The organism is Streptomyces sp. NPDC054961 (assembly GCF_053609145.1).
On sequence record NZ_JBSGWY010000036.1, the window covers coordinates 6,027 to 30,929 of the forward strand.

Annotated in this window: 25 protein-coding genes and 1 pseudogene; 13 read left to right on the top strand and 13 right to left on the bottom strand. The window is 72.3% G+C overall.

The features are described 5' to 3' along the window. The 3 genes from ACWF9Z_RS27280 to ACWF9Z_RS27290 all read right to left on the bottom strand — a co-directional run. Positions 1-791: helix-turn-helix domain-containing protein (locus ACWF9Z_RS27280; RefSeq protein WP_453606100.1), on the bottom strand; the 791-nt coding region annotated here is incomplete at its 3' end. 121 nt (positions 792-912) lie between these two features. Next, complete coding sequence (locus ACWF9Z_RS27285; protein WP_453606102.1) at positions 913-1,827, bottom strand: ParB/RepB/Spo0J family partition protein; 915 nt, start codon at positions 1,825-1,827, stop codon at positions 913-915. Then, positions 1,824-3,086, bottom strand: a complete 1,263-nt coding sequence (locus ACWF9Z_RS27290; RefSeq protein WP_453606103.1) for a ParA family protein — start codon at positions 3,084-3,086, stop codon at positions 1,824-1,826. The genes ACWF9Z_RS27285 and ACWF9Z_RS27290 overlap by 4 nt, the downstream gene beginning before the upstream one ends. 372 nt (positions 3,087-3,458) lie before the next feature. On the opposite strand from ACWF9Z_RS27290, the gene ACWF9Z_RS27295 reads away from it, so the two are divergent. The 5 genes from ACWF9Z_RS27295 (at position 3,459) to ACWF9Z_RS27315 (ending at position 7,877) form a co-directional block, all read left to right on the top strand. Further along, a complete protein-coding gene (locus ACWF9Z_RS27295) occupies positions 3,459-4,199 on the top strand; it encodes a TetR/AcrR family transcriptional regulator (protein ID WP_453606104.1) in 741 nt (246 codons plus the stop codon). A 318-nt stretch (positions 4,200-4,517) separates the two neighbouring features. Further along, positions 4,518-5,255 (top strand): ScbR family autoregulator-binding transcription factor, encoded by a 738-nt coding sequence (locus ACWF9Z_RS27300; protein ID WP_453606106.1) that lies wholly within the window; start codon positions 4,518-4,520, stop codon positions 5,253-5,255. A 135-nt stretch (positions 5,256-5,390) separates the two neighbouring features. Continuing rightward, positions 5,391-6,311 (top strand): NAD-dependent epimerase/dehydratase family protein, encoded by a 921-nt coding sequence (locus ACWF9Z_RS27305; protein ID WP_453606108.1) that lies wholly within the window; start codon positions 5,391-5,393, stop codon positions 6,309-6,311. A gap of 6 nt (positions 6,312-6,317) precedes the next feature. Then, the gene (sigJ, locus tag ACWF9Z_RS27310) at positions 6,318-7,328 is read left to right on the top strand and encodes an RNA polymerase sigma factor SigJ (RefSeq protein WP_453606110.1); all 1,011 of its coding nucleotides are present in this window, start codon (positions 6,318-6,320) and stop codon (positions 7,326-7,328) included. Between the two features lie 42 nt (positions 7,329-7,370). Further along, positions 7,371-7,877, top strand: coding sequence for a DinB family protein (locus ACWF9Z_RS27315; protein WP_453606111.1), 507 nt, complete (start codon positions 7,371-7,373; stop codon positions 7,875-7,877). Positions 7,878-7,994: 117 nt separating this feature from the next. Here the strand turns inward: ACWF9Z_RS27315 and ACWF9Z_RS27320 are convergent, their stop codons facing one another. Both ACWF9Z_RS27320 and ACWF9Z_RS27325 read right to left on the bottom strand, forming a co-directional pair. Beyond that, complete coding sequence (locus ACWF9Z_RS27320) at positions 7,995-8,555, bottom strand: flavoprotein (protein WP_453606112.1); 561 nt, start codon at positions 8,553-8,555, stop codon at positions 7,995-7,997. A gap of 105 nt (positions 8,556-8,660) precedes the next feature. Next, on the bottom strand, positions 8,661-9,539 hold the full coding sequence (locus ACWF9Z_RS27325; protein ID WP_453606114.1) for an alpha/beta fold hydrolase: 879 nt from the start codon (positions 9,537-9,539) through the stop codon (positions 8,661-8,663). Positions 9,540-9,659: 120 nt separating this feature from the next. On the opposite strand from ACWF9Z_RS27325, the gene ACWF9Z_RS27330 reads away from it, so the two are divergent. The 3 genes from ACWF9Z_RS27330 (at position 9,660) to ACWF9Z_RS27340 (ending at position 11,858) form a co-directional block, all read left to right on the top strand. Continuing rightward, on the top strand, positions 9,660-9,863 hold the full coding sequence (locus ACWF9Z_RS27330; protein ID WP_453606116.1) for a DUF4287 domain-containing protein: 204 nt from the start codon (positions 9,660-9,662) through the stop codon (positions 9,861-9,863). 86 nt (positions 9,864-9,949) lie between these two features. After that, positions 9,950-10,855, top strand: coding sequence for an NmrA family NAD(P)-binding protein (locus ACWF9Z_RS27335; protein WP_453606118.1), 906 nt, complete (start codon positions 9,950-9,952; stop codon positions 10,853-10,855). A gap of 88 nt (positions 10,856-10,943) precedes the next feature. Further along, positions 10,944-11,858 carry an AraC family transcriptional regulator gene (locus ACWF9Z_RS27340; RefSeq protein ID WP_453606120.1) on the top strand — a complete coding sequence of 305 codons (915 nt, stop codon included), beginning with the start codon at positions 10,944-10,946 and terminating at the stop codon, positions 11,856-11,858. Between the two features lie 103 nt (positions 11,859-11,961). On the opposite strand, the gene ACWF9Z_RS27345 is transcribed toward ACWF9Z_RS27340, so the two are convergent. Further along, complete coding sequence (locus ACWF9Z_RS27345; RefSeq protein ID WP_453606121.1) at positions 11,962-12,456, bottom strand: GNAT family N-acetyltransferase; 495 nt, start codon at positions 12,454-12,456, stop codon at positions 11,962-11,964. Positions 12,457-12,557: 101 nt separating this feature from the next. Here ACWF9Z_RS27345 and ACWF9Z_RS27350 point away from each other — a divergent pair, with 101 nt between their 5' ends. The 3 genes from ACWF9Z_RS27350 (at position 12,558) to ACWF9Z_RS27360 (ending at position 16,404) form a co-directional block, all read left to right on the top strand. Beyond that, positions 12,558-12,860: a hypothetical protein gene (locus ACWF9Z_RS27350; protein ID WP_453606123.1), complete on the top strand. Its 303-nt coding sequence runs from the start codon at positions 12,558-12,560 to the stop codon at positions 12,858-12,860. A gap of 363 nt (positions 12,861-13,223) precedes the next feature. Continuing rightward, complete coding sequence (gene gdhA / locus ACWF9Z_RS27355; RefSeq protein WP_453606125.1) at positions 13,224-14,588, top strand: NADP-specific glutamate dehydrogenase; 1,365 nt, start codon at positions 13,224-13,226, stop codon at positions 14,586-14,588. Between the two features lie 475 nt (positions 14,589-15,063). Beyond that, positions 15,064-16,404 carry an AMP-binding protein gene (locus tag ACWF9Z_RS27360; RefSeq protein WP_453606127.1) on the top strand — a complete coding sequence of 447 codons (1,341 nt, stop codon included), beginning with the start codon at positions 15,064-15,066 and terminating at the stop codon, positions 16,402-16,404. Positions 16,405-16,531: 127 nt separating this feature from the next. Here ACWF9Z_RS27360 and ACWF9Z_RS27365 read toward each other — a convergent pair whose 3' ends face one another. Continuing rightward, the gene (locus ACWF9Z_RS27365) at positions 16,532-16,987 is read right to left on the bottom strand and encodes a MarR family transcriptional regulator (protein ID WP_453606128.1); all 456 of its coding nucleotides are present in this window, start codon (positions 16,985-16,987) and stop codon (positions 16,532-16,534) included. 132 nt (positions 16,988-17,119) lie between these two features. On the opposite strand from ACWF9Z_RS27365, the gene ACWF9Z_RS27370 reads away from it, so the two are divergent. Together ACWF9Z_RS27370 and ACWF9Z_RS27375 are read left to right on the top strand one after the other, a co-directional pair. Beyond that, positions 17,120-18,001, top strand: a complete 882-nt coding sequence (locus tag ACWF9Z_RS27370) for an alpha/beta fold hydrolase (protein WP_453606130.1) — start codon at positions 17,120-17,122, stop codon at positions 17,999-18,001. Between the two features lie 233 nt (positions 18,002-18,234). Continuing rightward, a complete protein-coding gene (locus tag ACWF9Z_RS27375) occupies positions 18,235-19,137 on the top strand; it encodes a DMT family transporter (protein ID WP_453606132.1) in 903 nt (300 codons plus the stop codon). A 61-nt stretch (positions 19,138-19,198) separates the two neighbouring features. Here ACWF9Z_RS27375 and ACWF9Z_RS27380 read toward each other — a convergent pair whose 3' ends face one another. The 6 genes and pseudogenes from ACWF9Z_RS27380 to ACWF9Z_RS27405 all read right to left on the bottom strand — a co-directional run bounded on the left by ACWF9Z_RS27380 (position 19,199) and on the right by ACWF9Z_RS27405 (position 24,902). Next, entirely contained in the window at positions 19,199-19,597 is a 399-nt protein-coding gene (locus tag ACWF9Z_RS27380) for a GNAT family N-acetyltransferase (protein WP_453606222.1), read from the bottom strand. A gap of 54 nt (positions 19,598-19,651) precedes the next feature. Beyond that, positions 19,652-20,365 (bottom strand): annotated as a pseudogene (locus ACWF9Z_RS27385) (alpha/beta fold hydrolase); the annotation flags it as partial. A 9-nt stretch (positions 20,366-20,374) separates the two neighbouring features. After that, positions 20,375-21,439, bottom strand: coding sequence for an endonuclease/exonuclease/phosphatase family protein (locus tag ACWF9Z_RS27390; protein ID WP_453606134.1), 1,065 nt, complete (start codon positions 21,437-21,439; stop codon positions 20,375-20,377). Between the two features lie 154 nt (positions 21,440-21,593). Continuing rightward, positions 21,594-22,517 (bottom strand): NAD-dependent epimerase/dehydratase family protein, encoded by a 924-nt coding sequence (locus ACWF9Z_RS27395; RefSeq protein ID WP_453606135.1) that lies wholly within the window; start codon positions 22,515-22,517, stop codon positions 21,594-21,596. Between the two features lie 308 nt (positions 22,518-22,825). After that, complete coding sequence (locus tag ACWF9Z_RS27400; protein WP_453606137.1) at positions 22,826-23,608, bottom strand: SDR family NAD(P)-dependent oxidoreductase; 783 nt, start codon at positions 23,606-23,608, stop codon at positions 22,826-22,828. Positions 23,609-23,660: 52 nt separating this feature from the next. Then, positions 23,661-24,902: a cytochrome P450 family protein gene (locus ACWF9Z_RS27405; protein ID WP_453606139.1), complete on the bottom strand. Its 1,242-nt coding sequence runs from the start codon at positions 24,900-24,902 to the stop codon at positions 23,661-23,663. Position 24,903: the final 1 nt, after the last annotated feature.

Below are 24,903 nucleotides of genomic sequence, written 5' to 3' on the forward strand. Positions count from 1 at the left end.
GACCCGCGGCGGCACGGCCCGCACCCTCGGCGTGGTGGGCCGTCTGTGCGGGGTCGGGGGGAGGCGGGGGCGGGTGCCGGGGTAGCGCCTTGCGGAGGTGCGGCCCTGACTGCTGTTTTGTAAGAGCGGAGCTCCGCCCCGGGCTCCGTTTCGCGGGCTGCGCGCTCGGGTCCGGGGGCTTCGCTGTGGGGGGTGGCGTTAACGGCGTTAATGGGGGCTGAGCTCTCGGACCCGGCTGGGTCGACGAGGGGGGTGGCGTTAACGCCGTTAACGGGGTGCGTGTCGTCGGCCTCGGTGGGCTTGGTGCGGGAGAGGGCGTTAACGGCGTTAACGGTGGGCGTGCCCTTGGCCCCGTCGGCGTGCGGGTCGGGAGTGGTGTTAACGCCGTTAATGGGGTGCGTGCCCTCGGCCTCGCCGCCGGGCGGGGCGGGGGTGGTGTTAACGGCGTTAACGGGGGGTGCGCCCTCGGCCTCGGTGGCGTGCGGGAGGGGGGTGGTGTTAACGGCGTTAACGGCGTTAACGGGGTGGAGTTCCGCCAGGCCGTTGAGGAGGCGGGCGTAGGCGGCGCGTTTGGGGGGGCGGGGGGCGGTGCGGCCCGTTTCCCAGGAGGTGACCGTCTCGCGGCGGACGGAGAGCGCCTGGGCGATCTGGTCCTGGCTCAGGCCGGCCGCTTCGCGGAGGCGCTTGCGCTCGTCCGGGTGCGGGAGTGCGTCCTGCGCCGCGGCCTCTTCGAGTAGGGCGTCCACGGCGGCGAAGAGCGTGGTCTGTTCGTTGTGGTGCGCGTTGAGCATGGGAACCTCCAGCCGCAGCCTATGCGAACCGCACCGTGGAACGCACGTGAAACACACGTGGGGGCGTTAACGGCGTTAACGGCGTTAACGCCGTTCATGGTGCGTCAGCGCCCCCGTCGTGTCAGATGCGGGTCAGCAGGAGCTCCGTGACCGCCTTCAGTTCGTCCGGGGTGAGGTGTGCCGTGAGGGCGTCCGCGACGGTTTCGGGGGACTCCGCCACGATCGTGATCCGGCGGGGGGCCGGGGTGGTGGGGGCCGGGGTGGCGGGAGCCGGGGTGGGCGCGGGGCGGGCGGCTTCCGTGGCCGGGCGGGTGCGCTGGCGCGGGGGATTAACGGCGTTAACGGTCTCCTCCGCCGCGGCCGCCTGCTCCTCCTGGGGGAGGCGGCCGATGCGGCGGGCCGGTTCCACCTTCAGTTCGCCCGTCTCCACCTTGTCCTGGAGTTCCGGGGTGAGGTGGAGGAGGGTCAGCCGCTGGGAGACCCAGGCCGGCGTCTTGCCGAGGCGCTTGGCGACCTGGGCCTGGGAGCCGTGGACCTCGACGAGCTGCTCGAGGGCGCGGGCCTGGTCCATGGGAGCCACGTCCACGCGGTGGACGTTGGCGATGAGCGCCGACTCCAGGATGTCCGCCGCCGAGGTGGCGAGGGAGTCGTTGACGTGGATGTGCATGATCCGCAGGCCGGCCCGCTGGGCGGCGGCGAGGCGGCGGTTGCCGTCGATGACCACGTACGGGGCGCGGCCCAGGCCGTCGGTGTGGCCGGGGTGGGCCTCCATGAACGCCATGCGGGTGGCGACCGCGAGGGGCTGGAGCTGGCCCCGGACGGTCAGGGACTGGGCCAGTTCTTCGATCTCGGTGAGGTCCTCGCGGAGGTTGAACGGGTTGTGCGCGAGGGCCTCGATGGGGACCTCGGACGGCGGGACCACCCCGGAGGTGGGCGCGCCGGTGGCCTCCGCGATGGCCGCGCGCCGGGAGCTGACGCCGACCGGCTGGGCTCGTGCGAAGGACGTCGACACTCCGAGTTTGTCGGCCTTGCTCATGAGATCTCCCTTGCGAGGGCGCGCAGGGCGACCGCCTGGTCGCCCTTGGGTGAGTAGACGAACAGTGGCTGCTTCACCCGGACGGCTTCGCGCTGTTCCTTGAGGTCCGGGACGATGGCCACCACACGCGGATCCTTTATGTCCATCCAGGCTTGGAGGGAGGAGGTCGCGATGTAGCCGCGTCGGCCGTCGTAGAGGTTGACGACGAGTCCGAGGTAGTCGATGTCGAGGCTGAGGTCGTCGCGCAGATCGTTGATCTGTGAGGTGAGCAGGTCGTAGGCGTCCGCGGAGGAGTCCTCGGCCTGTACGACGATCAGCGCGCCCGAGGCGCCCGGCTGTTCGGTGTCGCGGCGGCGCCCGTAGTAGATGGCCGCGTCCATGCTGAGGCCGAGGCTGGGCGGGCAGTCGATGAGGATGACGTCGTAATCGGCCTCGACGGGAGCGAGCGCGCGCTCGAGGGCGGCCTCGCGGGCGCGGACCGTGGAGAGGCGGACGTCGAGCAGGAAGGCGTCGGTGCAGGCGGGGAGGATGTGCAGCCGGTCGCCGAAGCGCTCGTCCGGGATGGGGACGATCAGGTCCGAGAGGGGACCCTTGGCCTCGCCCGCCATGTGGCAGGTGAGGCTGTCGCCGCCGATGGGCAGCGGCTGGCGGCCGAGTTGCTTGGTCAGGTGGCCCTGGGGATCGAAGTCGATGAGCAGGACGCGCATGCCGAGGCCGGGCAGGTCCTCCAGGTCGACGGGCGTGGTGAACTCGGAGCCGGGCTCGTCGCCGTCCTCGGCAGCCGAGCGCCGGGCCAGTTGGCGGGCCACGCGGACCGGGTGGAGGCTCGCGGGATCCTCGGCGAGGGCCTCTGCGGTGCCAGCCGTGATGGCGGTCTTGCCGACGCCGCCCTTCTGGTTGCACACCACGATGCGGCGGACGACGGAGGGCCGTTTGACGGTGGGGGCGGGGTTCATCTCCAGCCAGAGGCGGACCGCCTGGGCCAGTCCCTGGATGAGGGAGACGCCGCGGTCCTTGGATCCAGCGCGGAAGAGCTCCCACTGCCCGGCGGGCAGCCAGGTGGAGAAGGACTCGGCACCGGAGGTGTCGACGGGGGACGGGGAGGAAGCGAGCGCGCTCCAGTGGGCGATGCCCTGGTGGACGGCGTCCTGGATGTCCACCCGCAACTGGGCGGTCCGGATCTTCAGTTCCTGGCGCAGCCACGGAGGGAGTTTGGAGACGACCTTCTCTCGGTCGTTCTGGGACGAGGGCGAAGTCATGAGAGGGACTTTACTAACGTTCAGGGGTGCATGTGGGCGCCACGCTTGAGTTTTGCTAACGAAGTGATGCGGATGGGTTCCGGATGTGTACTGGATCTGGGGCCATTTGACCCGGGATGGGCTGGACGTGCCGTCAGTCGGGCATGGGCTGCGGGGAGTCGGAGTTGGCTGAGATCTGCGTCATCGGCCTCATCTCAAACCAGTCGACCAGTACTTTTCGCGGCCGGATCGTTAACGGCGTTAACGCTCGGCGGGAGGGTCTCTCGTGCGCCGCGGGCGGGGGCGAGGGGGGCCGGAGGGCGTTAACGCCGTTAACGCCGTTAACGTGTACGGTAGACACAGTTTGATGGCGGGGCGAGGCGAGGGGACCCGATGACGGACGCGGACGAGCAGTGGAGCGCGGCCGTACGGCTGCTCTGGGGGCCGCCGGCACAGCCCGCCCGCGGGCCCAAGCGGGGGCTCACCCTGGAGGGGATCGCCGAAGCCGGGGTCGATCTCGCCGATGCCGAGGGGCTGGCCGGCGTATCCATGCAGGGAGTGGCAGGGCGGCTGTCCGTCACGAAGATGGCGCTGTACCGGTACGTGCCGGGCAAGGCCGAGCTGGTCGCGCTGATGGTGGAGTCGGCGATGCCCGACCCGTCGGTACTGGACGGACGGCCGGCCGGGGAGGGCTGGCGCGAGCGGCTCGGGGCGTGGGCTCGGGGGCTGCTCGCCGGGTTCCGGGCGCATCCGTGGCTTCTGGAGGCGACGGTCGGGGCGCGGGTGATGGGGCCGGGCGAGGTCGGATGGATGGAGCACGCGCTCGCCGCGCTCGACGGGTGCGGGCTGACGGGGTCCGAGGCGATCGACTCGGTGGTGCTGCTCTCCGGTCACGTACGGGGGATCGCGGAGCAGGAGCGGGCGGCGGGCCCAACCGTGGGGGAGGGGCCCGACGCGCAGCTGACGTCGGCGCTCGGTGAGGTGATGCGGGTCCACGGGGAGAGCTATCCGGCGCTCCGGGCGGCGCTGGGGTCCGTGGCGGAGCAGGGGGGACAGGACCAGGCGTTGGACTTCGGGCTGGAGCGGATCCTCGACGGGCTCGGGCTGCTCATCTCCGGGCGGCGGGCCGGGTAGGCGGGGCGGTTCGGTCGGGGGACGAGCCGGCCGGACCGGGCGGAGAGGTGCGTCAGCGGGGCCGGCCGGGCGGCCGTGGGGGGAGCGTGGACAGCCTCGGAACCAGACGCACCGTTCGGTTTCGATCGTTGGATTGTCCGGTTCTGGCAACGCTGGGGCCGTGCCGGTGAGAGGCGCGGGGATCCGGCGGGAAACGGGGGCGGGGCAAGCGCGGAGTCGGCATTCGGCTGGTGGACGCGGTCGACAACTACCCGACGCCTGTTGATAACTTACGGACCTTCAGGTTTGGTTTGCCGAGCCGGTGGATCACGTGTACGCATGATCCACCGGCAGACCCCTTGGAGATCGGAGACGCTCGTGGTGCGGCAGGAGCGTGCGGTCCGTACGCGTCGGGCAATCTTGGAAGCCGCGGCGGTGGTCTTCGACGAACGTGGCTACGAGGCCGCCACCATCGCGGAGATACTCGCCCACGCGGGGGTGACCAAGGGAGCCCTCTACTTCCACTTCTCCTCGAAGCAGGAGCTGGCCCAGGGCGTGCTCGACGCGCAGTTCGGCAAGTGCCTGGTGCCGCCCCGGGAGAGCAAGCTCCAGGAACTCGTCGACGTCGCGATGGTGTCGGCGTACCGGATGAAGCACGAACCGATGCTCAGCGCCGGCGCCCGGCTGTCGCTGGGACCGGAGCCGCTGGAGACGCGCGGCGGAGCCGTCCCCGGCTGGATCGAGCTCATGCGGAGGTTGCTGAGCGCCGCGAAGGACCAGGGCGAGCTGCTGCCGCACGTGGATCCCGCCGAGACGGCCTGGATCCTGTCCGCCTGCTGGTCGGGAGTGCAGCTCTACTCGCAGACCCTCAGCGACCGGGGGGACATCGAGGGCCGGGTGGCCACGCTCTACCAGCACGCCCTGCCGGGGATCGCGACCCCGGCGATGCTCAGCAGGCTCGACATGGCCGAGGACCGGGGGCGGCGGGTGATGGCCGAGGTGGTCGCGGGTCGCGCGGCGACGGCGGGGCTGGTGCCGGGTCCCCGCACGCGGTCGGAGCAGACGGACCGGGCATGAGCGCGCAGTAGGACGCCGGGGAGGACGCGGGAGAGGCGCGGGTCACCTTCTCGTCATGTCACGTTCCGGGCCGCCCGTCTGTCCCATGGGCGACACCGGAACGGCATCCGGCATACGGCGAGAAGGAGAACGGCCATGAGGATTCTGCTGGCGGGCGCGAGCGGCGTACTGGGACGGCAGGCGGTACGGGCGCTGCGTGCGGCCGGACACGAGGTCGCCGGGCTCGGCCGGGGCGCGGACATGGACGTACGGGCCGACCTGCTCGACCGCGAGGGTCTGCTGCGCGCAGTGGACGGGCGGAGCTTCGACGCGGTGGTGCACGCGGCCACGGCGCTGTCGGGCAAGGCCATGGCCCGGCACAAGGACATGGAAGCCACCAACGTCCTGCGCACCGAGGGCACCGTGAACCTGCTGGCGGCCGCCCGCGAGAGCGGGGCGCGGCGCTTCGTCGTGGAGTCGATGATGTTCGGCTACGGGTACGGGGACCACGGCGGGGCACTGATCGGCGAGGACGACGGCTTCGGGCCGGCCGGGGCGGACGCCTGGCTGGAGCGGCACGTCGGCGCGATGCGGACCAAGGAGGAACTGGCCTTCACCGCCGACGGGATCGCGGGCGTCAGCCTGCGCTTCGGACTGTTCTACGGGGCCGGAACCACCGACACCCACCTGGTGCCGATGCTGCGCAAGCGCGCCGTACCGGTGGTGGCCTCGAAGGGGCGGGCACTGAGCTGGGTGGACGTGGCCGATGCGGCGTGCGCGGTGGTCGCCGGGGTGGAGTCGGGACGGGCCGGGCACGCGTACAACATCGCCGACGACGAGCCGATGGGATGGGACGCCCACCTGCGCGCCGTGGCCGAGGCGTTCGGGGCGCCCGCGCCGCTGACCGTACCGCTCTGGGTGCTCAGGGCGGCTCCGCTCGCCCACGCCATCATGGGGACAGACGTGCGACTGTCGAACGTGAAGGCGCGGCGGGAGCTGGGCTGGGCGCCGTCGTACGCGGGCAGCGGGGACGGGGTACGGGCGCTTGCGCGAGCCGCGAAGGTGATGGCAGCCTGAACTTTCATGATCGAATCCGATGTCCCGGACCGCCTCACCCCCTTCACCGCCCACCGCCGGCTGCTGTTCGACGTGGCCTACCGGATGCTGGGCAGCGTCGCGGACGCCGAGGACGTGCTCCAGGACGCCTGGCTGAGCTGGGACCGCGCCGACCGGGCGGCTGTCACCCACCCTCGGGCGTACCTGGTGCGCACGGTCACCAATCTGTCGTTGAACCGGCTCACCTCGGCCCGTGCCACGCGCGAGGCGTACATCGGACCGTGGCTGCCCGAGCCCCTGCTGACGGCGCACGGGGCGATCGCGTACGGGGCGATCGCGTACGCGGTGACCGCGGACGGGCCGGGCGCGGCCGCGCTGATCGCGCCCGACGTGGCCGAGGAGACGGAGCTGGCCGACACCGTGTCCACCGCGATGCTGGTGGTGCTGGAAAGTCTGAGCCCGCTGGAGCGCGCCGTGTTCGTGCTGCGCGAGGTCTTCGGGTACACGTACGCGCAGATCGCCGAGGTGCTGGAGCGCGGGGAGGCGACCGTGCGGCAGACCGGGCACCGGGCGCGCGCGCACGTACGGGCGCGGCGGCCGAGGTTCGCGGCCGCACCCGGACAGCGTGGCGAGGTGACCCGGAGGTTCCTCGCGGCGTGCGCGGGCGGGGATCTGAACGCGGTGATGGAGCTGCTCGCCCCCCAGGTGACGGCCTGGTCGGACGGCGGCGGCAAGGTGACGGCGGCGCGGCGGCCGCTGCACGGGGCCGATCACGTGGCGCGCTGGCTGCTGGGGATGCTGGCCAAGCCCTCCCTGCACGCCGTGAGCCTGGAACCCGCGCAGGTCAACGGGGAGGAGTCGGTGCTGTTCGTGTACGGGGGCGCGGCGCTCGGGGCGCTCACCTTCGATCTGGATCCGGCTGACGGGCGGTTGGTGAACCTGAGGCTTCAGGTGAATCCGGACAAGGTGGCGGGGCTGGCGGGTTGGCGGGATGGCGGGCTGAGGGGCTGGAGCGGGTCGGGGCCGTCCGGGATGTGAAACCGGGCGCGCGGGTCTCCGTACGACTGTGATGATCAACCGATGATCGACGAACAGCGGACCCGGCCCGTCCTGGTGGGCGATGAGCGCGCCACTTTGACCAGCACTCTCCAGTGGCAGCGGGACACCCTGATGATGAAGTGCTCGGGGCTGACGGACGAGCAACTGCGGTGCCGGGCGGTGGTGCCGTCGGGGCTGAGCCTGCTGGGGCTGGTGCGGCACCTCGCGGAGGTCGAGCGGGGCTGGTTCCGCAACGTCGTGGGCGGTGAGGACGTGCGCGGCTACTTCCCGGTGAACGAGGCGGGGGAGAGGACCGAGTTCCACGTCGACGACGCGGACGTGGCAGGGTCCTTCGCGGTCTGGGAGGACACCTGCGCGCGCTCGCGGGCGATCGTGGACGCGGCCGGGTCTCTGGACGTGACCGGATCCTACGAGGGCCAGGCCTACTCCTTGCACTACGTGCTGACCCACATGATCGAGGAGTACGCCCGGCACAACGGGCACGCGGACCTGCTGCGCGAGGTGATCGACGGGACGACGGGGGAGTGAGGGCGTAGGGAAGCGCGCTCCGGAGCTGCCTGCCCTCGGGGGCGTGGGTCGGGCAGGCTCGGCCGGGTTCGGCCAGGGTTCGGCCGGGTCCGGCCGATACGACGTGAAAGAGACGGCCTAGTTGTGCTGTCCGGGGAGGTTCGTGACGCGGTCCACGGCGTCCAGGGCCACCGGCCACGGGAAGTGCGCCGGGGCGTCCGGGTCGGCCGGGCCGGGGGTGAAACCGTCCTCGCCGAAGAGGACGGAGACCCCGGCGGTGCGCAGGACGGCGAGGGACTGGTTGAACTGAGGGTGGGCGGCGAGGGCGGCGTTGGCGCAGGGCATCGCGACGACGGGAGTGCCCTTGCCGATGGCCTCGGCGGCGACGCCGACGGCGAACCGGTCGGTGAGGCCGAGGGCCCAGGCGTTGACCGTGTTGAAGGTGGCCGGAGCGACGAGCAGGGCGTCCGCCACCGGCCATACGTCGGGCTCACCGGGCAGCTTGTACTGCCAGCGCACGGGGTGGCCGGTGAGCGCGGCGAGGCCGTCGAGGTGGTCGGACAGCCAGTGCGCGGCGGTGGGGGTGAGGCCGAGGCAGACGTCCCAGCCCCGGGACTGGGCGTTCTCGATGACATGGGCCACGTCGAAGACGGGCGGGGCGGCGGAGCAGAGCAGATAGAGGGTCTTCGTCGTGGTCATGCCGCAATGTGATCATATTGCTCGGCCTCGCGTTCACACGGTGGTCCCGCAGAGGTAGAGACAGAGGGAGAGATAGAGGGAGACCTCGAGGTCGAGGTCGGCGGCCTAGGCGGGCAGGGCCCGTTCCCGGGGGAGCCGCTCGAGGAACGCGGACAGCAGGGCGTGCAGGACGGCGGGGCGCTCCAGGTGCACGTCGTGGCCGGTGCCCGGGACGGAGACGGCGGTCGTCGCCGTGGACGGGTCGGCCGAGTCGAGCATCCGGACGGACTCCTCGGGCGGGACGATGCCGTCCTCCCCGATGACCAGCAGGGTGGGGCACCGCACCGCGCGCCACTGCGGCCACCAGTCGCGGGTGGTGTTCTCGGTGATGGCCCCGACCATCACCGCGCGATCGAAGCGCGGGTACCAGCCGTCCGCGCGCTGCTCCAGGCCGGCTGCCCAAGCCCCGCCGTCCAGACCCTGCCCGGTGAGGAACTCCCGCGCGGCGGCGGTCGAGGGGAAGGGGACCGGCCAGGAGTCCAGCCAACCGCCGATCTTCTCCGGGGTGTCTGGAGCGGCGGCGGCCGCGCCGGCCTCGACCAGCACGAGGCCCCGTACGAGGTCCGTGTGGGCGGCCGCGGTGAGCATCGCGGTGTGGCCGCCGAGTGACTGGCCCACCAGTACCGGGCGGTGGAGGCCGAGCTGTTCGCAGACGGCCCGTACGTCCGCGACGTACGCGGCGCGGGAGACGTCCGACGGGTGGCGCTCGCTCGCTCCGTGACCGCGTTGGTCCACCACGACCACGCGGTGGCGCGTGGAGAGGTGTGAGGCGGCCGCGTCCCATTCGCCGGCGTGGCCGGCGAGGCCGTGGAGGAGGACCACGGGGGGATGGGGATGGGGATGGGGATGGGCGTCGGGATCGGCGCTGGTGGCGGCGACGGGAGACCAGTCGCGGCAGATCAGGCGTACGCCGGCTCGGGTGACGGTGCGCTCGGTCCATATCATTCGAAGATCATCCGACATTTTCGGGGCGGGCCGATGAGTTTTCGGTCCGGGGTCCGTCTACCTCTCGTAGGCGCAGGGAGGCGGCCGCACGTGCGGCCGCCCGAGAGGAAGAGGACCGCCATGACCGAGCCGGTGAAGGGCCCCGCCAGCTACTTCCCTTCCATCGAGAAGAAGCACGGCCGCCCGATCGCGGACTGGCAGGAGCTCATCCGGCCCTCCCCGCTGACCCGGCACATGGAACTGGTCGCCTGGCTCAAGAGCGAGCACGGTCTCGGGCACGGGCACGCCAACGCCCTCGTGACGCACACGCTCGCCGAGCGGTAGGGCGTGCGCCAGGTCCTGGACGCAGGCGTATGTGATTGAGCTTCTCGGCGATGTCGCGTCTCAGGCGCGGAGCGTTGACTGGTCTCATGACGAAGACGCGGAACACGCAGAGCACGCAGAACACGCCGAGCACGCAGGCCGGTCAGAACGCGCGGACCGCGCGGACCGCGCAGGGTGCGTCCACCGCCTCTCCCACGCTGGTCGTCGGTGGGACGGGCAAGACGGGCCGCCGTGTGGCCGAGAAGCTCACGGCCCTGGGCCGGGAGGTCCGCATCGGGTCGCGCTCCGCTGAGCCGGCCTTCGACTGGAGCGAGCCGACGAGTTGGGGTCCGGCGCTCGAGGGCGTGGACCGGGTGTACGTCACGTACTACCCGGACCTCTCGTTCCCGGGCGCCGTCGAGCAGATCGGCGCCTTCGCCAGGGCCGCGGTGGCCGCGGGGGCCCGCCGGCTCGTGCTGCTCTCGGGGCGCGGCGAGGAGGCGGCGGAGCGGAGCGAGGACGCGCTGAAGGAGTCCGGGGCGGACTGGACGGTCGTGCGCTCGGCCTGGTTCAACCAGAACTTCGACGAGAGCTTCTTCCTGGAGCCCGTGCTGGCGGGGGAGATCGCCCTGCCGACGGCCGATGCCGTCGAGCCGTTCGTGGACGCCGACGACATCGCCGACGTGGTGGTGGCCGCGCTGACCGACGACCGGCACATCGGCCGCACCTACGAGCTCTCGGGACCCCGGCTGCTCAGCTTCACCGACGTGGCCGCCGAACTGTCGAAGGCGACGGGGCGCGAGATCGCGTACGTTCCGGTCTCGAACGAGGCCTACCGGGCGGTACTGCGCGAGAACGGGCTGCCGGAGGAGTTCACGGACCTGTTCACGCTGATCCTGGACGGGCGCAACGCGCACCTGACGGACGGGGTGGAAGAGGTACTCGGCCGCAAGCCCAAGGACTTCGCGGACTTCGCCCGGGAGGCGGCGGCCCGCGGTGCCTGGGACGCGTAGGGAGCGGGCGGGGACGTCACCGGGAGCGCGTGCGGAGCAGGCGGGGCGCTCCTGGGAGCGCCTGGGGACGGGTGGGGAGAATGGGCGGATGGACACGCTGACGGCTCTGCTCGAAGGTCCCAAGGCCAGGTCGGCCTTCCTCATCAAGTCCGTCTTCCGACCGCCCTGGTCGGTCCGGATCGAGGACCGGGCGCCGCTGTCGGTGATGACGATGGTGAACGGGTCGGCGTGGCTGCTCCCGGACGGGGGCGAGCCGGTGCTCGTCGCACCGGGCGAGGTGGCGCTGGTACGGGGACCGGATCCGTACACCGTCTCCGATGCCCAGGACACGCCGGTGCAGATCAGGGTGGGTCCGGACCAGCGGTGCAGCAGGGTGGACGGCGGGGAGGACGTCTCCGACTCCATGGCGCTCGGGGCGCGGACGTGGGGCGAGGCGGCCGGTTCGGTGGTGCTGCTGAGCGGCACCTACCAGGACCCCGGCGAGATCGGCAGCCGGCTGCTGACCGCGCTTCCGCCGGTGCTGGTCGGGCCGGTGGACCCCATGCTGGTGACGCTGCTGAGCGGGGAGATCTCCCGTACGGAACCGGCCCAGGACGTGGTCCTGAACCGGCTGTTGGACCTTCTGCTGATCGGTGTCGTACGGGGCTGGCTCGCGGAGCGCGGCGGGGCCGAGAACGACCCGGTGACCGGACCGGCGCTGCGGCTGCTGCACGAGAACCCCGCGTACGGCTGGACGGTGGAGTCGCTGGCCCGCAAGGTCGGCGTCTCGCGTGCGGCGCTGGCCCGCCGCTTCACCGAGCTGGTCGGCGAGCCCCCGATGTCCTATCTGACGGGCTGGCGGCTGGCTCTGGCGGCGGACCTCCTCAGGGACCCGGCCACGACGCTCGCCTCGGCGGCCCACCAGGTCGGCTACAGCTCGGCGTTCTCCCTGTCCACGGCCTTCAAACGGGTACGCGGGGTCAGCCCCAGGGAGTTCCGGGCGGGGGCCGATCCTGTGGCGTAGGGGGCGGGCGGCCGGGTTGTCCGGGGGCACGTCGTCGTTCGGGGGTGGGGCGTTGGCGGCCGGTCGTTGGGACGCCGGGCGTTGGGAGTCAGGCCGTCGGGGTTCAGGACGGCGGCAGGTTCAGGACGGCGACCGTTTGGCCGGCGCTCTCCTCACCCGTCGGGCGGAAGCCCAGGCCGAGGTAGAAGGCCTCGGGAGAGCCGGGGCCGGGCTCCCAGGTGACATAGGCGCGGGAGGCGCCGCGGCGCCGGAGTTCGGCGGTGACCGCCGCGACCGCGAAGCGGCCGTATCCCTTGGACTGGTGGTCGGACGAGATGTTCAGGCGCCACAGGCCCGAGCGGATGTCGCCGGGGTCGGCGGCCGCGTCCCAGGCGATGTCGAGGAACGCCATCACGAAGCCGACGACCTCGTCGCCGTCGACGATCGCCCGCGGCCAGGCCGTCTCTCCGTGGACGTACGCCTCGGCCAGTGACTTCACGACCGGGGCCACGAGGTGCGCCTGGTCGGGGCGGACCGACACGGCGCGGACGGCGTCGAAGTTGTCCGGGGTGACCGGTTCGAGGCGGAGGGCCGACGAGGTCCTGGTGGGGGCGTTCACCCCCGCATCCTATGCGCGCTCCAGGGTGCTCGGCGGGGGCGGTGCTTGCCCTCCGAGGTCATCTTCTTCAGGTTGTTGACACATCGGACGGGGAACACGCGATGGGCTCCAAAGGCACCGGACTCTGCACCTTCCTGCTCGTCCTGTCGACCGTGCTGGTCGGCCTGATGGCAGGGCTGTTCCTCGCCTTCGACGTCTCGGTGATGCCGGGGCCGGCGAAGACCGCCGACCGTACGTACGTCACCTCGATGCGGAGTTTCGGCACCGTCGTCGACGGCAGCCCCCTCTTCGAGACGGTCTTCCTCGTCGCGCTGCTCGCCGCCTTCGCCGCCGTGTTCGTCGAGGCGTGGGCCGGGCGGCGCGACGCGCGCTGCGGACCTCGGTGGCCGCGGCGGCGTACCTGATCGTTCTCGACGGCACCGACTCGCCGGTCAGCGGGCGGGCGTGCGGCGAGGACCGCGGCGAACGGGTCAGGGGCGGGACGGGTCCACGGGTGGGACGGGTCGAGGGCGGGTCCAGGTTGGGTCCAGGTCCGGTCCAGGGCGGCGGGGAATCCTTCGGGCGACGATCACGAGGGACGGTGGACCGGTGGCCGAAGTCCCTTGCCGAGCGGGCCGGAAAGGCGCGTGGGCCCCTTCCGCGGGCGCGGTACTCTCCGGCTGGGGCTGCGTCCGGGCCGCTGGTTTCCGCGATGCGGAAGGCGGCGTCGGAGAGCCGAGCCGCATCTCGGCGCCGGTCCCGGCACCGCAACCCAGGAGGAACAGACCGTGACGGACCCCAAGGACCCGCAGAGCCGGCTGGACGCGCTGCGTGCCGACATCGAGCGTCGCAACCCCGCCCAGCCCGAGTTCCACCAGGCCGTACGGGAGGTCCTGGACACCCTGGCCCCCGTGTTCGCGGCGCGCCCCGAGTACGCCGAGCCGGGCGTGGCCCTGCTGGAGCGGCTCACCGAGCCGGAGCGGCAGATCATCTTCCGGGTGCCGTGGCAGGACGACCACGGCCGCGTCCACGTCAACCGCGGCTACCGCATCGAGTTCAACAGCGCCCTCGGCCCGTACAAGGGCGGCCTGCGCTTCCACCCTTCCGTGGACATCGGCGTGGTGAAGTTCCTCGGCTTCGAGCAGATCTTCAAGAACGCGCTGACGGGACTCGGCATCGGCGGCGGCAAGGGCGGCAGCGACTTCGACCCGCACGGCAAGTCCGACGCCGAGGTCATGCGCTTCTGCCAGTCCTTCATGACCGAGCTCTACCGCCACATCGGTGAGCACACCGACGTTCCGGCGGGCGACATCGGCGTCGGCGGCCGCGAGATCGGCTACCTCTTCGGCCAGTACCGGCGCATCACCAACCGCTGGGAGGCCGGCGTCCTGACCGGCAAGGGCCGGGGCTGGGGCGGCTCGCTGATCCGTCCGCAGGCCACCGGCTACGGCAGCGTGCTCTTCGCCGCCGAGATGCTGGCGGTCAAGGGCCTGTCGCTGGACGGGCTGACGGCGGTCGTGTCCGGCTCGGGCAACGTCGCGATCTACACGATCGAGAAGCTCCAGCAGCTGGGCGCGAACCCGCTGACGGCCTCCGACTCCCAGGGCTACGTCATCGACGAGAAGGGCATCGACCTCGCACTGCTGAAGCAGATCAAGGAGGTCGAGCGCGGCCGGGTGAGCGACTACGCGCAGCGGCGCGGGCCGTCGGCGCGGTTCGTTCGGGGCGGCCGGGTCTGGGACGTCGCGGCGGAGGTCGCCTTCCCGTCGGCCACGCAGAACGAGCTGACCGAGGCCGATGCGCGGACGCTGATCGCGAACGGCGTCAAGGCGGTGTCGGAGGGTGCGAACATGCCGACCACACCGGACGCGGTGCGCCTGCTGCAGTCCGCCGGGGTGGCCTTCGGGCCCGGCAAGGCGGCGAACGCGGGCGGGGTCGCGGTCAGCGCGCTGGAGATGGCGCAGAACGCCGGGCGGGTGGCGTGGAGCGCGGAGCGGGTCGAGGAGGAACTCGCGGGCATCATGCGGGACATCCACGCGGTGTCGTACGAGACGGCCGAGCGGTACGGCTCCGCCGGGGATTACGTGACCGGGGCGAACATCGCCGGGTTCGAGCGGGTGGCGGACGCGATGCTGGCGCAGGGGCTGATCTGAGTCTCCCCTCCCTGAGGGGGTAGGGCGGGTTGTGGGTTGTGGGGTGTGGGGTGGGCGGGGCCGTGCCTTGGCGGTGTGCTGGGGGCGGGCTTGTCTCCGCCCCGGCCCCTCCGCCCGCTCCGCCCGCCCGTCCTCTGGTCGCCGGGCTCCGCGCGGGCTTGTGGGAGCCCGGCTGCGGGCTTCCTGGGGCTTTGCCCCAGACCCCACGCCTCAAACGCCGGCGGGGCTTGATGTGCTTCGCTCCGCCTTGGGGCTCCGCCGTGGCGGGGCTTGATGTGCTTCGCCCCGTCTCGGAGGCCCGCCGTTTTGGGGCGGGTAGGGGGTCGATTCGCTCCGTCTCGGGACCTCGCCGTTTCGGGGTGGGTGGGGGAGCGACTCGCCCCGCCTCGGATCGTGTGGCTCCGGTGCTGGTGGGGCTTGGTTTGGTCTTAGCCTGGGGGCGGTTGATGGCAGTTTCGCTTCGTAGGGGGAATCAGTGCTGACCGCGCTCACCGGGGTTTTCGGGGACCGGGCCGATGCCCTGCGGGTGGACGGGCGGGAGGCTTCCTACGAGGCGCTGCTCGGGGCCGCACGCGCGGTGGCCGCCGACGTGGCCGGCGCACCCGCGTTCGCCGTGACGGCCACGGCCTCGCTGGAGACCGTCGCCGCCGCCGTCGGCGGGCTGCTCGCCGGGGTGCCCTTCGTACCGCTGCCGCCCGACGCCGGGCCGGCCGAGCGGGAGCACATCCTGCGCGATTCGGGGGCGGTGCTCGTCGACGTGGACTTCGCGCGGCGCTCGGACCGCTCCGTTCCCGTCCCGGCCCCCGACCCCGCCGCCGCGGCGCTGATCCTGTACACCTCCGGGACCACCGGGCCGCCCAAGGGCGTCGTCCTCACCGCCGAGGCGGTCGCCGCCGATCTCGACGCGCTCGCCGGGGCCTGGCAGTGGAGCGCCGAGGACACTCTCGTGCACGGACTGCCGCTGTTCCACGTGCACGGCCTGGTCCTCGGCGTGCTCGGCGCCCTGCGGACCGGGAGCCGCCTCGTGCACACCGGGCGGCCCACGCCCGAGGCGTACGCGGCGGCCGGAGGGAGCCTGTACTTCGGGGTTCCGACCGTGTGGTCCCGTATCGCCGCGGCGCCGGAGGCCGCGGCCGCGCTGGGTGGGGCCCGGCTGCTCGTCTCCGGCAGCGCGGCGCTGCCCGCGCCCGTCTTCCGGGACCTGGAGCGACTGACCGGGCTGCGGCCCGTGGAGCGGTACGGGATGACCGAGACGCTGATCACGATCAGCGGGCGCGCGGGCGGCGAGGTGCGGCCCGGTACGGTCGGCACCCCGCTCCCCGGCATCCGTACGCGCATCGCGGCGGAGGCGGGCGCCGAGATCGGTGAACTCCAGCTCACCGGGCCCACGCTCTTCGCCGGATACCTGGGCCGGCCCGAGGCCACGGCCGCCGCGTACACGGAGGACGGGTGGTTCCGTACGGGGGACATCGCGGCCGTCGACGGGGCGGACGGCGTGCACCGGATCGTGGGCCGGGCCTCCATCGACATGATCAAATCGGGCGGCTACCGGATCGGCGCGGGCGAGATCGAGAACGCGCTGCTGGACCACCCCGGGGTGAGGGAGGCTGCGGTGGTCGGGCTGCCGGACGCGGATCTGGGGCAGCGGATCGTCGCGTTCGTGGTGGCGGAGGGCGTCACGGGGGCGGAACTCACCGACTTCGTCGCCTCGCACCTGTCGGTGCACAAGCGGCCGCGCGAGGTGCGGTTCGTGGCGGCGATTCCGCGCAACGCGATGGGCAAGCCGCAGAAGAAGCTGCTGTTGACGGACGGCTGACCGGCTGGCGGGACGGCTGACCACCGGTGTCGGACCGCCGTTCGACGGGTCGACGGGTCGACGGGTCGACGGGGCGGCGGGTTGTGCCGGTTGCGCCGGCTCTGCCGGTCGTGCCGTCCGGGGGTGGTCAGCGGGCTTCGCGGGCCACCAGGTGGTGGGACAGGACCTCCAGGGCGCGGGTCACCTCGGGCAGGCGGCCGGCGTCGGTTTCGCCGAGGGCGCGGGCGAGGGCTTCTTCGACCTTCGAGCTTCCCGCGGCCCGTACCGCGGCCACGCGCGCGGAGGTTCCGGGCGCCTGACGGACGAGCGTACGGCGGCGGTCGGCCGGGTCGGGGGCCGTCTCGACCGAGCCGGCCTCGCGCAGGCGGGCGACGGCGCCGGACACCTGGCTCTGCGGCAGGCCCGTGCGCTGGGCCGTCTCGCCGATGGTGGTGTCCGGGTGCGCGGCGATGTCACCGGCCACGATGACGACGGAGCGGGTGCCGCCGGCGTACTGGCCGGAGCCGCCGGGGGGCTCCGGCAGGGCCTCCTCGCCGAGCTTCATCAAGGCCCGGCCCAGCAGGAACAGTTCGATTCCATCCACACGGACACGCTACATCGAAGGAGATGTATCTTTCATGATGCATCTCTATTGATGTATCTCATTCGATGGAATAGGCTGATCGCAGAGCAGCGGACGAAGGGTCCGGGGCCGCACGAACGTGAAGGAGTCACCATGTCCGCCGTCATCGGCTCGCTCCCCGTCCCGGGTGCCACGCTGCACTATCAACTCCAAGGTTCCGGACCGCTGTTGCTCATTTCCCAGAGCGGGGAGGGCGACGCCGACCGCACCGTGGACCTGGTCCCGCATCTCGCCGACACCTACACGGTCCTGACGTACGACCGCCGCGGACTCTCGCGCAGCCGGCTGGAGGAGCCCGGCCGGGCGACGTCGCTCGGAGAGCACGCGCAGGACGTGCACCGGCTGCTGGCCGCTGTCACCGACGAGCCGGTCATGATGCTCGGGTGCAGCCTCGGGGCCGTCATAGGCCTGCACCTGGCCGTCCGGCACCCGGAGCAGGTGAGCACTCTGATCGCGCACGAACCGGTCGCTCCGAGGCTGCTGCCCGAGGAGGAGCGGGCCCGTCATGAGGCGGAGCTCGCCGGGCTCCAGGACACCTACCGCGAGGGCGGGCTCGACGCCGCCTTCCCGGAAATGGCCCGGGTCCTCGGCATAGACCTGTCCCGGCGGGACGTGGAACCGGGTCTGACGCCGCAGCCCTTGGACGCGCGCCGGCGCGCCAACTTCGACTACTTCATCGAGCACGACTTCTCGGCTGTCGTCGGGGACGACCTCGACGTGGACGCCCTCGTCCGGACTCCGACCCGGATCGTTCCGGCCCTGGGTGCCACCACCCCGCCGGACGTCTTCGACCACCAGTGCGCGAGGGCGCTGGCGGCTCTCCTGGGGACGGAGATATCCCGGTTTCCCGGCGGCCACAACGGCAACACCACGCACCCCAGGGGCTATGCGGAGCGGCTGCGGGTCTTGCTCGCGGCCGACGGAGCCGGCGTGAGGAGCGCGGCCTCAGGCCGCTGGGCGGGGTGGGCGGCCTGAGGGCGCGGGTCAGGTGGTCGACAACGGCATCGTCCACGGGGGCCGTGCCGGTGAGGTGCCGGCCGGGGGCTGGGCGAGGAGGGTCGCGGTGCCGTTCCGGGTGTCCTCCCGCTCGTCGCCGGTGACCTTCCCGACCTGTCGTGAGGCAGGAGCCGGAGTGGATCGGAGGCGCAGGCCCGATGCGCTGTCCCGCACCCTTCGGAGGCCTGGATCAACGCCGGTAGTTTGCACGCATGGACAAAACCTCTGACGGGCCCGGGACCGACCGGCGCGCGCTCATAGCGGCCGCCGTGACCGTGGTGCTGTGGGCTTCCGCCTTCGTCTCCATCCGGTCCGCCGCCGCCCACTTCGGGCCCGGAGCACTCGCGTTCGGACGCCTGCTCACGGCCTCGCTCGTGCTCGGGCTGGTCCTGATCGTCAAGCGGGTGCCGCCGCCGCCGAAGCAGGCGTGGCCCGGCATCCTCGGCTCCGGAGTGCTGTGGTTCGGGCTGTACATGGTGACGCTGAACTGGGGTGAGCAGCTCGTGGACGCCGGGACCGCCGCCATGGTGGTCAACATCGGCCCGATCGTGATCGCGCTGCTCAGCGGCTGGCTGCTGAAGGAGGGGTTCCCGCCGATGCTGCTGGCGGGCATGGCCGTCTCCTTCGTGGGGGCCGTCGTGGTCGGACTGTCCACCTCCGACGGGGGATCGGCCTCGCTGGGCGGCGTGCTGCTCTGCCTGGTCGCCGCGCTCACCTACGGGGCCGGGGTGGTCTCCCAGAAACCGGCCCTGCGGTACGGGAGCCCGCTCCAGGTGACCACGTACGGCTGCTTCGTCGGCACGGCCGTCACGCTGCCCTTTGCCTGGCAGCTCGTCGACCAGCTCCCGGGGGCGCCGCTCTCCGCCACCCTCAACATGGTCTACCTGGGACTCTTCCCGACCGCACTGGCCTTCACCACGTGGACGTACGCGCTGTCGCGGACGACCGCGGGGAAGATGGGCGCGACGACGTACGCCGTGCCCGCGATCGTGGTGCTCATCGCCTGGATCGCCCTCGACGAGGTCCCGGCGGGGCTGACCCTGCTGGGCGGCGCGGTCTGCCTGGCCGGCGTCGCCGTCTCCCGGAAGCGGCGGGCCGTGGTCTCGTCGCCGTGACCGTGGGGCCTGGCGTGGGCAGCGGTGTTCGCGCCGCCGGGGGACCGGCGCTCGGCGGTGGTCAGACGAGGCGCAGGTCGACGAAGGGGATGGTGTCGCCGGGCAGGACGTAGCGGTCGAACTCGACGAAGCCGTGGGCGTGCGCGAAGGCCAGGCCCTGCGGGTTGGAGGCGAGGACAACGGTTTCGATCACCTCGGCTCCGAGCTGCCGGGCCTGGGCGAGGCCCCGTTCGTACAGGGCGTGCCCGAACCCCCGGCCCCGGTACGCGGGAAGGATCCGGGCGATCACGGTGGCGGTCGCGGAGCCGTCGGCCGGCGGGCGGACCGTCATGCATCCGACGAGGGTGTCGCCGAGGTAGGCCACGTCCAGGACGTTGCGCCCCGCGCGCTCCCGTACGCCTTCGAGCGGCAGCTCGGCCGTGGGAATGATCAGATTGTGCACGTACTGCCAGTCGCGCAGGGCGGCTTCGGAACCGGCCCCGTCGGCCCAAACCCGTTCCGTACGGAAGGCGGACGCGGACGCGGCCTCCAGGAGGACGCGGGCCAGGTCGGACGGGGCGGAGAACATCGGCCAGTGGCCCGTGTCCAGGGTGGTCAGCCGCCAGTCCGGACCGGTGGCCAGGAGCCGCGCCACGGCGGGGTGGGGTTCGGCGCTGTCGAGCAGGCACATGACGTACGTGGCCGGCAACTCGGCGAGCGGGCGGGCCAGTACGGCCGGTTCGGTGAGGGTGGCGCCCGGGTGCGGGACCGAGCAGGCGAGGAACCGGGCGACCTGCTCGTCGGTGAGGCCCTGGCCCTCGCAGTCGGCGGCCTCCAGCGGGGGCCAGGAGCCGTCGTTCGCGGCGATCGCGGCCTCCACCGACGCCCGGCCTTCGGGCCAGCCCGAGAGGAACGATTCGCCGTCGGCGGGGACGCTGGCGTCGACGAAGACCACCCGGGTCAGGCGTGCGCCGATCCGCTCGGCGGCCTGGCCCACGGGGATGCCGGAGTAGCTGTGGCCGACCAGGACCACATCGCGCAGGCCGAGCCGGTCGACGGCCCCGACGATGTCCTCGACGTGCGTCTGCTGACCGGGTGCCGGTGCCGGGGTCGGGGTCTCCCGCTGTTCCCCGAGGCCGGACAGGGTGACCGGGTGCACCGCGTGGCCGGCCGCGCGGAGCTCGGCGGCCACCTCATCCCATGCCGACGAACCGAGCCACGCGCCTGCCACCAGTACGAATTCAGTCATGGCCGCACGCTAACCGAAGCGGATGACAGCACGGACGGGCAGATGGTCGCTGCGGGTGGCGGGCAGTGTGCGGATGCCGGTGACCGTGCCCGAGCGGGCCAGGACCTGGTCGATCCGGGCCAGCGGGAAGGACGCGGGCCAGCTGAACGCGAAGCCCGACGCGGGAGGGTTCAGCCCGGCCGCGCGGAGCGGGTCCAGACCGCGGTCGTCGACGGTGCCGTTGAGGTCCCCGAGCAGGACCACCCGCTCGGCGGGCTCCGCGGCGAGCACGGAACCGAGCAGGACGGCGCTCTCGTCGCGCCGGCCGGAGCCGAAGCCGGAGGGGCCCAGGCGCAGCGAGGGCAGGTGGGCCACGTACACGGCCACGGGTCCGCGCGGGGTGGCGGCGCTCGCGCGCAGGGCGCGGTTCCAGTCCGGTCCCAGGCCGGCCGGTCTGATGTCCACGGGCCGTACGTCGGTGAGCGGGTACTTCGACCAGAGTCCGACCGTGCCGTGGGTGGCGTGGTGGGGGTAGTCGGCGGCGAGGGCGGCGGTGAAGGCGGGGAGGGCGGTGGGGGTCAGCTCCTCCAGGGCGATCAGGTCGGCGCGGGTGGCGGCGAGGGCGCGGGCGGTCCCGGCCGGGTCGGGATTGTCGTCGCCGACGTTGTGCTGGACGGCGACGACGTCGGTCCGGCCTCCGCCCTCGCCGCCGCCCCCGGTCCCGGCGGGCAGGAGGAGGCCGCCGAACTGGCCGAGCCAGGCGGCCACGGGGAGCAGCAGCGCGAGCGCCGCGACGGCGGAGCGGCGCAGCACTGCGAGGCCGAGGAGGAGGGGGAGGGCGAGGCCGAGCCAGGGGAGGAAGGTCTCCAGCAGGCTGCCGGGGTGGCCGATGGTGTTGGGCACGGCGGAGGGGAAGGCGAGCAGCGCGGCGACGAGCACGGCGAGAGCGGCGATCCGGTGGACCGGGCGGCCGGGGAGACGGAGGCGACGGCGCCGCCCGGGGCCGGAGCCGGGCCCGGCCCCGGGGAGCGATCCGGTTTCCGGTTCCGGTCGGGGACCCGGCCCGGGGGCCGGGTCCGTGTCAGCCTGAGCCATGGGGTCGTCCTCGTTCCGTTCCGGCGTCCTCGCGCGGTGCCGCACGCTACGACGACGCCGGACCGGCGGGTCCGGTTCCCCCGGGGCCACGGGAGCTGCCGGGCCCGGTCGCCGGGGCCCGGGCGCCCCCGGCCCGTACGGCGGTGCTCCGTGGTCAGGCCCGCGCGAGGTGCTCGCGGTACCAGGAGGACGCGGTGGCGAGGAAGGCCAGGGGGTCGGTCTCCGGGCGGACGCCGGCGAGGCGCCAGACCGGCTCGCTGCTCTGGCAGTAGTCGCGGGCCAGAAGGCTGAACTGGCGCTCGGTCACCCAGCCCGGGTGCGCGCGCAGTTCCTCGAGGCAGCGTTCCCACGGCCAGTCCTGGGTCACCGCGGGCAGCACCCCGTGGGCGGTCAGTGCCCGCGTGAGGGCTCCGGTGGTCACGGGGGTGGGGTGGCTGGCGTGGTAGATCCCGCCGGGCACCGGGTCCGCGGCCGAGGCGAGGGCGCCGATCAGCCGGGCCAGCTCGGTGACGTCCACGACGGAGAGCAGCGAGCGGCCGCCGTCCCACTGGGCAGGGACCCGGCTCAGGAGCTCGGCCAGGGCCGGCACCACCCAGCGGTCTCCGGCGCCGAGGACCAGGCCGGGCCGCAGGACGACCCCGCCGGCGGCCAGTACCGGGGCCTCCGACTCCAGCCGGGTGCGGCTCGCGGGTGACGCCGGGTCCGTGGGGATCTCGTCGACCTCGATCCCGCGGTGCGGGCGGAGCCCGTAGACCGCGGCGGTGGACAGGTGGATCACGCGTTTGACGCCCACCCGCGCGGCCTCGTCCAGCAGGGCGGCGCCGCCCTCGACGTTGACCGTGTGGCAGCGTTCCTCGTCCGGCCCGATGAAGGAGGCCAGGTGCACCAGCGCGGTCGCGTCCTCGCACACTCCGCGCAGCGAGGCGGGATCGGCCAGGTCGGCGCGCACCCACTCCACGCCTTCGCGCGCTTCACCGGGGGTGCGGGCGAGGGCGCGTACGCGGACGCCCGGCCGGCGGACCAGGTCCTCCAGGGCGCCGGAGCCGATGAAGCCGGTGGCCCCCGTCAGGACGATCACGCCGGATCTCCGAACTGCGTTTTCCTGCTGGGTATTTGTCATGATTTCCCCCGATTTCTGCGACAAATAAAACGATCACCGTACTTTACTGAGCTCTTTTCGGCCGACGGCAGAGGGACGGTCGGGGCGGGCGGGTGTTTCCGCACGTCGGGCGGGAGGGGTAGATCCGGTAATGGCGCGATCTCGTTCTTCACGTCCCCGGACGGTGCAGGTCAGAGCGGGTGGGCGTCGACTCGACGCGGTGCGTGGACCGTTAACGGCGTTAACGCCGTTAACGGCGCCGGCCTCCCGGTGGCCTCGGCCGGCCGTCAGCGTGCCGTCCAGCCGCCGTCCACCGGTACGGTCGCGCCGACCATGAAGGACGCCTGATCGCTGAGCAGCCAGGCGGCCGCGTACGCGATCTCGCGGGGGTCCGCCGTACGCGGCAGCGGGGCCATCGCGTGCAGCTGCTCCTCCAGGCCCGGATTCAGGTCGAACCACTGACCCATCATCTCGCTGCGCGTGGTGCCGGGGGCGATGGCGTTGACGCGGACGCCCTGGGCGGCGTACTCCACGGCGGCCTTCGTGAGGCCGATGACCGCGTGCTTGGAGGCGATGTAGGGGGCGGCCGCGGGGGTGTTGACGAGACCGGCGACGCTGCTGTTGTTCACGATCGCGCCGCCGTTCGCGAGCATCGCGGCGATCTCGTGCTTCATGCAGTTCCAGGTGCCGAGGACGTTGGTGGCCATGACGGCCTCGAAGTCCGCGTCCTCCATGAGGTGCATCGGCGCGGGCACGGCCCCCGCGCCCGCGTTGTTGAAGGCGATGTCCAGCCCGCCGAAGAGCTCCACCGCCCGGTCCACCGCGCGCTTGACCTCTTCGGTGCGCGAGACGTCCGTGACCGCATAGGCGGCGGTGAAGCCCTTGTCGTTCAACTCCTTTGTAATAGTGGCCAGTTCGGCCTCACGGCGGGCGACCAGCAGCACCGAGGCCCCGTTCTCGCAGAACACCCGGGCGGCGGCCGCCCCGATGCCGCTGCTCGCGCCGGTGATCAGGGCGCGCTTGCCCGTCAGGAGTCCGCTGTTCGCCGTCATGTCGAAACCTTTCGTCATGACGGCAAGTCTTCGCGGATCCTCCCCACCGGATCGGCCTCGGTGGCCGAAATCAGCCCCTCTGGGGAGCGCCCAGCAGCACGGGCAGGGAGAGGTGGCCGTTCGAGACGAAGGAGTACTTCGGCAGCAGGGCCTCGACCGGTACGGCCAGGGAGATCTCCGGGAACCGCGCGAACAGGGACGACAGGGCGATGGCCACCTCCATACGGGCCAGCGTCACGCCGAGGCAGTAGTGCGCCCCGTGGCCGAAGGACACGTGGTCGCCACGGGTGGCGCGGGTGACGTCGAAGACGTCCGCGTCCGCTCCGTGGTGCAGCGGATCGCGGCCCGCGCCCGCGAAGCAGATGACGATCGCTTCGCCCTGCGGGATCCTCACGTCGTCGTCGATCTCGATCGTCTCGACGGCGTAGCGCAGGATGCTGTGGGCGCCGGGCGGGTCCACGCGCAGGGTCTCGTCGATCGCGTCCTGCCACGAGGCCTCGCCGGAGCGTACGAGCGCGAGCTGCTCGGGGTGCGAAAGCAAACGGGCGACGGCGCTGTCGATGAGGTTCACCGTCGTCTCGTACCCGGCGGTGAAGAGGAGGATGAGGTTGTCGAGGAGTTCCTTCTCGCTCATCTGCGACGAACCCGAGTCGCACTCGGAGATGAGCGCCGAGGTCAGGTCGTCGGAGGGGTTCTCCCTCTTGTGAGCGACCAGCTCGGTCATGGTCTGGTAGAGGGCGATCCCGTTGGCCATCGCGTCCTCGGCGGTGGCCGAGGTGGCGAAGAAGTTCGCGATGATCTCCTGCAGGCGCTGCCGCGCGTCGGCGGGTATGCCGAACAGTTCACACACGACCTGGTGGGGCAGGACGTGTGCGAACTCCTCGCGGAGGTCCACCGGCTCGCCGGCGGGCACCCGTTCGAGGCGGTCCAGCAGGCTGGAGGCGATCTCCTCGACGCGCGGCCGCAGCGCCGCGACCCGGCGCGTGGTGAACTCGCGGGCCACGGGCTTGCGCAGGCGGGCATGCTCCTCGCCATAAGCGGTGACCATGTTCTGCACCGAGACCCAGATGGCGAGCGGCCACTTCTCGGTGACCTCGCCATCGATCCACGCCGGCCAGTGCCGGTAGGCGTCCTTCGAGACCCGGGGGTCCGTGAGGAGGCGTTTGACGAGGGCGTAGTCGGTGACCGACCAGGCCTCCACCCCGCCGGGAAGCACGACCTTGACGGCCCGGCCCCGGGAACGGATCTTCTTGATCTCCCCGTGGATGTCCTGGCCGAGGGGATCGATGACGAACGGGCACTGCCTGCTCACA